Source organism: Phyllobacterium sp. P5_D12 (assembly GCF_054049495.1).
Map to the genome: position 1 here is coordinate 1 of NZ_JBFUMG010000855.1, position 1365 is coordinate 1365.

1 protein-coding gene is annotated in these 1365 nt (G+C 60.7%); it reads right to left on the reverse strand.

Features of this window, described 5'->3' with window-relative positions; translation table 11 throughout:
- A partial coding sequence (locus ACXJ5O_RS27065; RefSeq protein WP_457302609.1) for a Y-family DNA polymerase occupies positions 1 to 1089 on the reverse strand: 1089 nt, incomplete at its 3' end.
- Positions 1090 to 1365 lie beyond the last annotated feature (276 nt).

Consider the following 1365-nt stretch of genomic DNA (forward strand, 5'->3'; position numbering starts at 1 on the left):
CCTCACACTCGCGCGGGTGTCGAACAGGTCGTGGCTCGCCTCCTCCTCGGCCGACAGGTCATGCAGCACCACCGTGACCGAGCTGATATTGCGCATCTCACCCGCTGCAATCATTTTCGCGTGCAAATCATTGAGACAATTCAGGAAAGTATGATCGTCGCGCGCCGGGCGGAACCGGCCCTCCAGCGTCACGCGGCTGTCGCGCCTGACGCCGACCGTATAGCTCATCGCCCCGGCGCGGTAATGCGAGCGGCGCAGGCGGCGGGCGGCGCTCAGGCTCAGCAGCCTTGCGCATTGCAGCACCTTTTCCGGCGCACGCCAGTCCGGCGGCAGGTTGCGGCCGTGGCCAAACATGCGCTTCATCGTCTCCGGCTTTTCCACCGCGTAGCCATGCAGCGCCGCAACGAAGCGCTCGCCTTCGACGCTGTTCCAGATGGCGCGGGCATGCTTCGGCGCGAGGTCCCACAGGCCCCTGATGTCGCTGACGCCCGCCTCGCCGAGGCGCGCCGTCATGCCTTTGGAGATGCCCGGCAGATCGCGCAGTTCCAGATCGAACAGGCGCCCGGGCAGATCGGCGTGATCGAGCAGCACGAAGCCATCCGGCTTGTCCATCTCCGCCGCGATCTTGGCCAGAAGCTCATTGACGGAAATGCCGATCGAACAGGTGAGGATCGGGCCGATCTCGTCATGCAAGGCACGCTTGATCCGCGCCGCCAGTCCCGGAGCGTCGCGCGCTTCCGATTGCAACAGGTTGCAGGCGACTTCGTCGATGGAGCGGACGGCGGCGATCGGCACGCAGCGCTCGATCGTCTCAAGGATGCGATTATGCAACTTTACGTATATGTCCGGTCGTGCCTCGATGAAGACGATATCCGGACATTTCTGCTTCGCCTCGGCAACGCTCGTCCCGGTCTTGATGCCGAAGGGCTTCGCCTGGCGGCTGGCGGCGATGACACTCGTATGAGGCGAGTCCAGTGGCACCACTGCAACCGGGCGACCTCGCAGCGCCGGATTGAACTGTTGCTCGGCGCTGGCAAAGAAGCTGTCGAAATCCAGATAAAGCTTTTCGGGGTGGGTCGGTTTACGCATGGTCACAAGTTCTCAGCTGAGAACAAAACTAGAACATGGATCGCAAAAAATTGGAACAGGAATCTTAGGAAAGTGAGGATAAGTTTCGCCGATTCCTATGCAAGAATCGTCGATTCTGGCGCAAGAATAATTGGAACTCACACAAGAATTTCGGGATCTCACACGGCTTTTGCGGCGTCGAGGATGCGAAATTGCGTCGTGGTCGAGCCGTTCCAGTGATTGAGCGCAAGGTTCCCCGCCACATGCAGCGACTGACCTAACTCCTTGAAAAGGAAG